Genomic DNA, 9,831 nt, shown 5'->3' on the forward strand with positions numbered 1-9,831 from the left:
TTGACAGAGTAAAATTATCGTGTTATAATTTTTGAAAAAGTAATACTAAAAGGAGAGACTAATGTCTGAGGTAGTCCGTTTTGGGGTATCACTGGAAAAAGAACTTTTAGATAAATTTGATCGACTTATTAAAGAGAAAAAATACTCCAATCGTTCGGAAGCGATTAGAGATTTAATTAGAGAGAATCTGGTAAAGAGAGAGTGGGTAGATGGTAAAGAAGTAGCCGGAGCAATTACTTTAGTCTTTGACCATCATAAAAGAGACCTGGTAAATATTCTAACTGATATCCAGCATGATTTTTATCGGATAATTATATCCAGCCAACACATTCACTTAGATCATAGTAATTGTTTAGAGATAATAGTAGTAAGAGGAAAGCCGACCGAAGTGCGGGGACTGGCTAATAAGTTAAAATCAAATAGAGGAGTAAAATACGGAGCATTGTCTATAGCTACCACCGGGAAGGAATTAGTATAAAAATAGCTAGTTTGCGTTTTCGATTACCAGGAGTCAATTATTTAATTAAGGTTGATAACCTTATATTTTTTTGTCTGATGCGTAGCACGAAAATGAAAATAGTATATATAGCGTATAGCGGGTAGCGTTTAGCGTATAGAAGTAGGGGCTTGATTTATCAAGCCCGTAAAACTCGGGTCGAATAAATTCGACCCCTACATTAAAAACAATTGAATAATTGAACAATTAATAAAAATACAGGAGGAAAGTATGAAAGATTTTAGAGCTAAAGTTATTACGGTTTTATTTTTTGTGACAATGTTTTTATTGGGTTTAATAATTTCGGTAAGTGCCCATTTCGGAATGATAATCCCTTCAGATGATATGATTACCCAAGAAGATAGTAAAAATATTGCTTTAACAGTACAATTTATTCACCCCATGGAAGGGGATTATATGAATATGGCTAAACCAGTGCAATTTGGGGTACTCATCCAAGGGAAGAAAATTGATTTGCTAAATACACTCCAGGAGAAAAAGATTAATGATGGTACTACTTGGGAGGCTAATTACCAGATAAAACGTCCGGGTGACCACATCTTTTATGTAGAGCCTCAACCCTATTGGGAACCAGCGGAAGACTGTTTTATTATTCACTATACTAAAGTGATTGTAAATGCTCTGGGCCTAGAAGTAGGTTGGGATGAAGAAGTAGGTTTAAAAACAGAGATAATTCCCTTAACTAGACCCTATGGTCTCTGGACAGATAATGTCTTTCAAGGGATAGTAAAAGTAGAGGGAGAAGCGGTTCCTTATACTAAAGTAGAGGTGGAATATTACAATCAGGATGGCCAGATTAAATGCCCTGCTGACCCTATGATTACTCAGGTAATAAAAGCCGATCAGAATGGTGTATTTACTTATGCTATGCCCAAAGCAGGATGGTGGGGGTTTGCTGCCCTCAATGAGGATAGAGAGAAGATAAAACATGAGGAAGAAGAAAAATCGGTAGAAATCGGAGCAGTTCTCTGGGTCAAAACTTATAATATAGAATGAATTATTCGGAGGAAAAATTTATGCATATTTCAGAAGGTATATTATCTGCGCCAGTATTAGTTGCGGGGGCAAGCTTGACTGCTACAGCAGTAGGCTATGGTTTAAAAAAGATGGCTTATAAGCAAATGCCTAAAGTAGCTATTCTTTCCTCTGTTTTTTTTGTGGCTTCCTTAATCCATGTCCCTATTGGTCCATCAAGTGTACATTTAATTCTAAATGGAATTATAGGGCTATTGTTAGGTTGGGCAGCTTTCCCAGCGATATTGGTGGCCCTTGCTTTTCAAGCTATACTTTTTCAGTTTGGGGGGCCTACTACTCTGGGGGTAAATACTTTTAATATGGCCTTCCCAGCTATCATCTGTTTTTATCTCTTTAATCGAGGCATTAAGGGTAAAAATAATTTTTTTGCTCTAACTTTGGCTTTTATTTGTGGATTTTTATCGGTATTATTAAGTGGAATAATGGTGGCAACTGCTCTAGTCTTTACCGGGGAGCTGTTTATGCAGGTAGCCAAATTAATACTAATTGCCCATCTACCAGTGATGATTTTAGAAGGGATATTGACAGTTTTTTGTGTAGGATTTTTAAGAAAAGTTAGACCAGAGATATTAGATTTAGATGCTTAATAACCAGAGTAAGTTTTAATTACCTAGATATTATTTAGATTATACCGAGCAATAAAATATAAGAAAGATTATATTAAGGAGACGAGATGAAAGGAAGATTATATTTAATTTTAATATTTTTATTTTTAATCATTATAGTAATAAATATCCCGATCTTTGCTCACAAAGTAAACATCTTTACTTATGTAGAAGGAAATAAAGTCTATACCGAAAGTTATTTTAATGATGGTAAAAAATGTGTAAGTTCAAAGATGGAAGTATTTGATAACCAGGGAAATAAATGGTTAGAAGGTTTGACTGATCAGGAAGGGAATTTTTCTTTTGAAATTCCTCAAGAAGAAGGAGATTTAAAGATAGTACTTACTGCCAGTATGGGACATCGGGCAGAATGCATCATTCGAGCTGATGAATTAAGAAATACCACCGGATTAGTCCAGGAAAATTTAAAAGAACCTACTTCAAAAGAATCTACTGAAAGCATCTTGGTATATAAGATGGGTGAAGAAAATAAAGTTGTTTCCCCTGAAATATCTTCACAAAATTTAAAAGAGGTTCAGTTACTAATAGAAAATATTCTGGATGAAAAATTAACTCCGGTTATGAGAGAGATTAAGAAATCTCAAGAGGATAAAATTTCTCCTACTGAGATAATCGGCGGTATAGGTTATATATTTGGTATTTTTGGAATTATTGCTTACTTTTTAAGTCGTAAAAAATGATTTAGAATATTTTTTCAGGTGGCTAATTTGATTAAAGAAAAATTTTCTGAAGGAGATTCCTTTCTCCATAAACTCGACCCGAGAGTAAAAATTATTGTCGCTTTATTATTTTCAGCAATTGTGGCGGTTACTGATCGATATACTCCCTTATGGGGGGATTTATTATTGGCGGCAGGATTAATAATTATAGCTAAACTAAAGATTAGAGAAGTAATTTTACGTCTTTTAGTAGTGAATAGTTTTATCTTGTTATTATGGATAATGCTCCCCTTTACTTTTTCAGGTGAAAAAATTTATATCTTGGACTCATTAGGTGTTTCCCGAGAAGGGATAAAATATGCTTTTTTGCTTACCATAAAATCTAACTCTATTATTTTAGTAGGTATTGCCCTTCTTTCTACCTCTTCGATATATAATTTGGTTCATGCCTTGCTTCACTTGTATCTGCCTGATAAACTGGTCCAGTTATCTTTTTTTAGTTATCGTTATATCCATACCATTCATTCTGAGTATATTAGATTAAACAATGCCTTAAAGGTGAGAGGTTTTAAAGCCCAGACTAATTTCCATACTTATAAGACTTATGCTTATTTAATCGGGATGATGTTAGTTCGGAGTTATGATCGTTCAAAGAGAGTATATAATGCTATGCTCTGCCGGGGATTTAAGGGAAAATTTTGGACTTTAAATCATTTTAGTTTCAATAAGTCTGATTTTATTGGTGGAATTGTGATGATAAGCTGTATTATAGGATTAATGTTATTCTAATGAAAGAAAAAGAACCGATAATAAAACTCGTTGACCTTTCTTTTGCCTATCCCTACCGGGATTATGTTTTTAATAAACTAAATTTTAATTTTTATCAAGGAGATAGAATTGGTTTGCTTGGACCTAATGGTAGTGGGAAGACCACTCTCTTCCAACTTATTATGGGACTTTTAAAACCAAACGGAGGGAAAATAGAAATATTTGGGAAAAAAAGAAGAACAGAAAACGATTTTATAGAAGTTAGAGAAAAAATTGGTCTTCTTTTCCAGGACCCAGATGACCAATTATTTAGTCCTACGGTTGCTGAGGATATAGCCTTTGGTCCTCTTAATTTAAGAAAGAGTAATCAAGAAACTAAAAAGATTCTGAAAGATACTTTAGAATTATTGGGTTTATCTAATTTTGAAGACAGAATTACTTATAATCTTTCTTATGGGGAAAAAAGATTAGTTTCTATGGCTACTGTATGGGCTATGCAACCTAAAATTTTACTTCTTGATGAACCAGTGACTTGGCTGGATGAAAAAACTATTGCCAAGATGATTCAAATTTTAAATAATAATCCCTACCTGTCCTATATAATTATCTCCCATGATAAAAAATTTTTAAAAGAGACGACTAATTGTATTTACCTGATGGATAATGGAAAGATAAATAAGATCTAGTTTTTTCGGTTTCCTTTTTCGGTTTTCTAACCTTTTATCATCTTTCATCTACAAAAATTCTTATTTTTATTTTCGGAATATATTTGTTATAATGAAATACACTATTTCTTTATGAAATGTGATTCACGTGATACGAGATACAAAATGGAGGGAAGAAAAAATGAAAATTGGAATTGTAGGCCTGCCTTTAGTAGGCAAGACTACTCTATTTAATCTCCTTACCGGGCAACATAAAGAGGTTTCTATTTATTCTTCAAAAGGTACTAAAAATATAGGGATAGCTAATGTTTATGACCAGAGAATAGATTATTTAAGTTCCCTTTATCATCCCAAGAAGACTACTTATGCTACCATCGAGTTTATAGATATTGGGGGAATTTCTCCGGAATTGCCTTCCAAAGAGAAGGCAGAAATATTTAGTCTTATTCAGGATGCCGATTCCCTCTTATTAGTGATTAGATTGTTTGAGGATCTAGCAGTGGCCAGTGAAAAAGACCCTATGATTCAAATAGAAAATTTAAGATATGAGCTCTTACTTAGAGATTTGGAGGTAGTAGAAAATCGATTAGAGCGTCTAAAAAAATCTAAACAGAAATTAAATCACGAAGAATTAATAGAAATGGAGATTTTAGAGAAATGTAATCAAGGCCTGAGCGATGATCAATTTCTTTCTAATCTTGAATTTACCGAGGATGAAATGAAAAAAATAAGTGGCTTTAGTTTTTATACTTTAAAACCAATAATTGTTGCCCTGAATCTTAGCGAAGAACAATTTAAAACCAAGTTATATCTTCAAAAAGAAAAATTAGATCAATTCCTTAAAGATAATAATATGGCGAGTATTAATATTTGTGGAAAAATAGAGATGGAAATAAATCAATTGGAACCAGAAGAGAGAAAATTATTTTTAGAGGATTTGGGATTAAAAGAAACGGGGATTGAAAGATTGTCACGAGTATGTTATGAACATTTGGGGTTAATATCATTTTTCACTGTAGGTGAAGATGAAGTTAAGGCTTGGACTATTAAAAAAGGTACCATAGCCAAGAAGGCTGCTGGAAAAGTGCATTCAGACATAGAAAGAGGTTTTATCCGAGCAGAAATAGTAAAATACCAGGATTTAGTTAATCTGGGTTCTATGTCTAAGATAAAAGAAAATGGATTATTAAAAATAGAAGGGAAAGATGCCCTAATCGAAGATGGTAATATCATTAATTTTCGATTTAATGTTTAAAGCAAGTTTTTTTTGTTTAGTTGACAAAAATATTTTTTTATATTATTATTACTACTAATATGGTAGTTTTAATAGTAATTAAATGAGGTGGTTTTATGAGGCTTTCTACTCGAGCAAGATATGGAACCAGATTTATGTTGGAGTTAGCTTTAAATTTTGATCAGGGGAATATCTTTTTAAAGGATATTGCCAAAAAGGAAGAGATTTCCGAAAAATATTTAAGTCAATTGGTTATCCCTCTTAAAGCAAGTGGGTTGATAAGTTCTTCTCGAGGAGCTCATGGGGGGTATAGGTTAGCTAAGTCTCTTTCACAAATAACTCTTAAAGATATCATACAAGTTCTGGAAGGGAATTTGAGCCTGGTAGAATGTGTAAAAAATCCTTCTGTTTGTTCTCGAGTTTCCAAATGTGTAACCAGAGATATATGGGAAAAGTTAGATGAAACAATTTCTGGGGTGCTCAGCTCTGTTACTTTAGAGGATTTAGTAAATTTGCAAAACAAAGCAAATTAATGGTGACTGTTGTACTACATTATTACTCTGATAAAGGAGATAAAATTTATGAATATATTATCAGTAATTGGCCATACACCACTGGTTAAATTTAATAATTTAATTGAAAATTCCAAAGTAAAAATATTTGGAAAACTGGAAGGTTGTAATCCTGGCGGTTCAATTAAAGACCGTCCGGCTTATTATATGATAAAAAAAGCGGAAGAGTCAGGAGAACTTAGCAGAGAAAAGATAATATTAGAGCCTACTTCAGGAAATACCGGAATTGCTCTGGCTATGATAGGAGCAGCAAAAGGGTATAAGGTAAAACTTTGTATGCCCGAATGTGTTAGTGTAGAGAGACGTAGAATTATCGAAGCATTTGGAGCAGAAATAATACTTACTCCCGCCAATGAATCTACCGACGGATCGATCCGAAAGGCTCATCAACTTATTTCTGAAGAACCCGATAAGTATTACATGCCTAATCAATTCGAAAATGAGAATAATGTTCTGGCTCATTATGAGACTACTGGTCCGGAAATATTTTCTCAAACTAAGGGAGAAATAGATATATTTGTTGCTGGTATGGGAACTGGTGGAACTTTAATGGGAGTAGCTAAATATTTAAAAGAAAAGAAACCACAAGTTAAGATTGTTGGTGTTGAACCAATAGTAGGGCATAAAATACAAGGACTTAAAAATATGCAAGAATCAATTGTCCCCAAAATATTCCAGGCAGAGAAATTGGATGAGAAAATTACCGTCAAGGATGATCCGGCTTATGAGATGGCAAGGAAACTTGCTACTAAAGAAGGCATCTTTGTGGGTATGTCTAGCGGTGCGGCAGTTGCCGGAGCTTTTGAGGTAGCCAGGCAGATGCATTCTGGAATAATCGTAGTAATTTTGCCTGATCGGGGAGACCGCTATTTAAGCACTTCCTTATTTAGATCGATATGTGGAAAATGTCCACCATAAAGGGCTGAGTGCGAAAACGATAGACTAAATTTTGTTTTTTAGAGGCGAAAATATGACTTTAGAACAGTTAAAAAAAATTGAACTTAAAATTGGAGGAATGACTTGCGCTGTTTGTGTAAAAACCATAGAAAATTCACTCCAAAGACTGGATGGAATTAGAGAGGTTAATGTTAATCTTGCTGCTGAAAAAGCGTTTATTAATTTTAATCCAAATATCATAACCCCAGCAGACCTAAAAAAAACTATAGAAGCAACTGGATATCAATTTTTAGGTATAGTAGGAGAAGAAACAGAAGATTTCGAAAAAATTTCGAGAGAAAAGAATTTAATAAAAAAACGTAGTAGGATTATGGTGGGATTTACTACCGGCATTCTTTTGATGATTCTTACGTATATTCCAATTAATTTACCCTTTCCAGTGGCCTATCTAATGTTATTTATTTCCACTCCTGTTTTTATTTATATCAGCTATCCTATTTTTAAGGCCGCTTATCGTTCTCTTAAAAATAGGAATCTTAATATGGATGTTATGTATTCTATGGGAATAGGAGTTGCTTTTATAGCAAGCCTTTTGGCTACTTTTAATTTTATACTTTCCAGTAAATTTTTATTCTACGAAACGGCAGTTTTTCTGGCCACCTTTCTTACCATAGGACGATATTTAGAGGCGAAGGCTAAAGTGAAGACCTCAGAAGCGATTAAAAAGTTGATGAACTTACAACCCAAAAAAGCTATAGTCTTAAGGCCTAAAAATATAGATCTGGAAATCTTATATTTTAGAGATTGTCCTAACTACAATAAGGCAATTGAACAAGTAAAAGATACTCTAAGGGAGCTGAATATTTCCGTTCCTATCAAGTTAACCGAAGTAAACCAAGAAAATTTTCAAGATTATCCTTTTTTTGGATCGCCAACTGTTTTAGTAAATAATAAAGATCTAGAAGGAAAGATTAACAAAACATTCAGCTGTAGAGTTTACCGTTTCAATCACCAAGATTTTACCCATCCTCCTAAAGATATATTGATTAGCAAATTACTCTCAATTTTTGAAGAAGAGGAAATATCTGTAGAAGAGGTAAAAATAAATGATATATTAGTGGTTAAACCGGGGGAAAAAATTTCCGTAGACGGCGAAGTTATTGATGGGGAAAGTTATATAGACGAGTCAATGATTACCGGGGAATCTATTCCGACTTTAAAAGAAAATGGTGATAAGGTTATTGGTGGAACTATTAATAAAAATGGGGTAATTAGATTTAGGGTTAAAAAAGTAGGAAGAGATACGGTACTATCTCAGATCATCAGGTTGGTAGAAGAGGCTCAAGGTTCAAAACCTCCCATTCAAAGAATCGCTGATAAAGCAGTGAATTATTTTATTCCAGTAGTATTAGCAATTGCTATTTTTTCCTTTATAACCTGGTATTTAATTCTCGGTAACACCCTGCTTTTTGCTTTAACTAGTTTAATTTCGGTTTTGGTGATAGCTTGTCCCTGTGCTCTTGGGCTGGCCTCTCCCACTGCGGTGACCGTTGGAATAGGTCGGGGAGCTGAACTTGGTGTTCTGATTAAGAATGGTGAAGCCCTGGAAATATCCGAAAAACTTACCACTATAATATTTGATAAAACTGGAACTCTTACTAAAGGGGAACCAGAAGTTACAGATATATCTAGTATTGGAATGGAAGATAAAACATTATTAAAAATTGTAGCCAGTGTGGAAAATAATTCAAAGCATCCTCTTGCCGAGGCAATTGTCAAAAAAGCAAAAGAGAGTGGGATCGAACTTCTTAGTAGTGAAAGTTTTAACACTTTTCGAGGAAAAGGTGTCCAAGCAAAAGTGGAAGGAAAAGAAATACTTATAGGCAATCGAATACTATTGAAAGAGAAGAATATTTTTTTATCTAAAGAAGTCGAAAAAAGAATTTTTCAACTTGAAAATGAAGGAAAGACAGTAATGTTGATTTCTTTTGATAATAAGATGGTTGGTATAATCGCTATTACTGATACCTTAAAAGGAACCACTAAGGCAGCAATTAAAGCATTAAAGGAAATGAAATTTAATATTTTTATGATTACTGGTGATAATATTAGGACTGCAAAGGCTATAGCCCAGCAAGCTGGAATTGACCATGTGTTAGCGGAAGTCTTGCCTCAAGATAAGGCTAAGGAAGTAAAAAAACTTCAAGAAAAAGGAGAGGTAGTTGCCTTTGTGGGCGATGGGATTAATGACGCACCAGCCCTTGCTCAGGCAGATGTGGGAATTGCTATTGGGAGTGGAACAGATATAGCTATAGAAAGTGGAGATATAGTACTTATAAAAGACGATCTCTTAGATGCAGTTGCAGCCATACAATTAAGTAAAAAGGTAATCTCAAGAATTAAACAAAATATTTTTTGGGCTTTTGCTTATAATGCTGCCCTTATTCCTGTAGCGGCAGGAATATTATATCCGTTTTTCGGAATTATTTTTAAACCTGAACTTGCGGGGTTAGCTATGGCGATGAGTTCTGTAACCGTGATAAGTCTTTCTCTGCTGTTAAAAAGGTATATCCCACCGGTAAAGAGGGGGGCAATACAAAAGGAGGTGACCAAAAATAGATGAAGTAATTATTTTTTTATTTTAATCACTACCTAAAAGATAGAATAAGTAGTATTATATAAAATAATTTTCCGAAACTGTTGGCAATATCTAAATATTAATTAAGGTAGGTTTAGTAATTGTTTTTTTAGTATATTAATAGAAAAGGAGAAAAGATGAGAAAAGCAAAGAAGATTAAATTAATTGGTTTATTTTTGGTTATTTTTGTAATGGTAATGAGTATGGCGAGTTGTAGTGG

The 9,831-nt window shown here is 33.7% G+C and carries 10 protein-coding genes; all 10 read left to right on the forward strand.

Annotation, left to right across the window (positions count from 1 at the left end; all coding sequences use genetic code 11):
* The first annotated feature begins 61 nt into the window (after positions 1-61).
* The 10 genes from nikR to COZ07_RS03005 all read left to right on the forward strand — a co-directional run bounded on the left by nikR (position 62) and on the right by COZ07_RS03005 (position 9,596).
* Entirely contained in the window at positions 62-478 is a 417-nt protein-coding gene (gene nikR / locus COZ07_RS02960) for a nickel-responsive transcriptional regulator NikR (RefSeq protein ID WP_406607101.1), read from the forward strand.
* 249 nt (positions 479-727) lie between these two features.
* Positions 728-1,513 carry a DUF4198 domain-containing protein gene (locus COZ07_RS02965; RefSeq protein ID WP_406607102.1) on the forward strand — a complete coding sequence of 262 codons (786 nt, stop codon included), beginning with the start codon at positions 728-730 and terminating at the stop codon, positions 1,511-1,513.
* Between the two features lie 20 nt (positions 1,514-1,533).
* The gene (gene cbiM / locus COZ07_RS02970; RefSeq protein WP_406607103.1) at positions 1,534-2,139 is read left to right on the forward strand and encodes a CbiM family transporter; all 606 of its coding nucleotides are present in this window, start codon (positions 1,534-1,536) and stop codon (positions 2,137-2,139) included.
* Positions 2,140-2,225: 86 nt separating this feature from the next.
* Positions 2,226-2,858, forward strand: a complete 633-nt coding sequence (locus COZ07_RS02975; RefSeq protein ID WP_406607104.1) for a hypothetical protein — start codon at positions 2,226-2,228, stop codon at positions 2,856-2,858.
* Positions 2,859-2,885: 27 nt separating this feature from the next.
* Complete coding sequence (gene cbiQ, locus COZ07_RS02980; protein WP_406607105.1) at positions 2,886-3,626, forward strand: energy-coupling factor transporter transmembrane protein EcfT; 741 nt, start codon at positions 2,886-2,888, stop codon at positions 3,624-3,626.
* On the forward strand, positions 3,626-4,291 hold the full coding sequence (locus COZ07_RS02985; RefSeq protein WP_406607106.1) for an energy-coupling factor ABC transporter ATP-binding protein: 666 nt from the start codon (positions 3,626-3,628) through the stop codon (positions 4,289-4,291). Before cbiQ ends, COZ07_RS02985 begins: the two co-directional genes overlap by 1 nt.
* A gap of 160 nt (positions 4,292-4,451) precedes the next feature.
* Entirely contained in the window at positions 4,452-5,525 is a 1,074-nt protein-coding gene (gene ychF / locus COZ07_RS02990) for a redox-regulated ATPase YchF (RefSeq protein WP_406607107.1), read from the forward strand.
* Between the two features lie 95 nt (positions 5,526-5,620).
* Complete coding sequence (locus COZ07_RS02995) at positions 5,621-6,037, forward strand: Rrf2 family transcriptional regulator (protein ID WP_406607108.1); 417 nt, start codon at positions 5,621-5,623, stop codon at positions 6,035-6,037.
* Positions 6,038-6,085: 48 nt separating this feature from the next.
* Positions 6,086-6,994 (forward strand): PLP-dependent cysteine synthase family protein, encoded by a 909-nt coding sequence (cysK, locus tag COZ07_RS03000; protein ID WP_406607109.1) that lies wholly within the window; start codon positions 6,086-6,088, stop codon positions 6,992-6,994.
* Between the two features lie 52 nt (positions 6,995-7,046).
* A complete protein-coding gene (locus tag COZ07_RS03005) occupies positions 7,047-9,596 on the forward strand; it encodes a heavy metal translocating P-type ATPase (RefSeq protein WP_406607110.1) in 2,550 nt (849 codons plus the stop codon).
* Positions 9,597-9,831: the final 235 nt, after the last annotated feature.

This window comes from Candidatus Infernicultor aquiphilus (genome assembly GCF_002784285.1).
GTDB classification, from domain to species: domain Bacteria; phylum Atribacterota; class Phoenicimicrobiia; order Phoenicimicrobiales; family Phoenicimicrobiaceae; genus Infernicultor; species Infernicultor aquiphilus.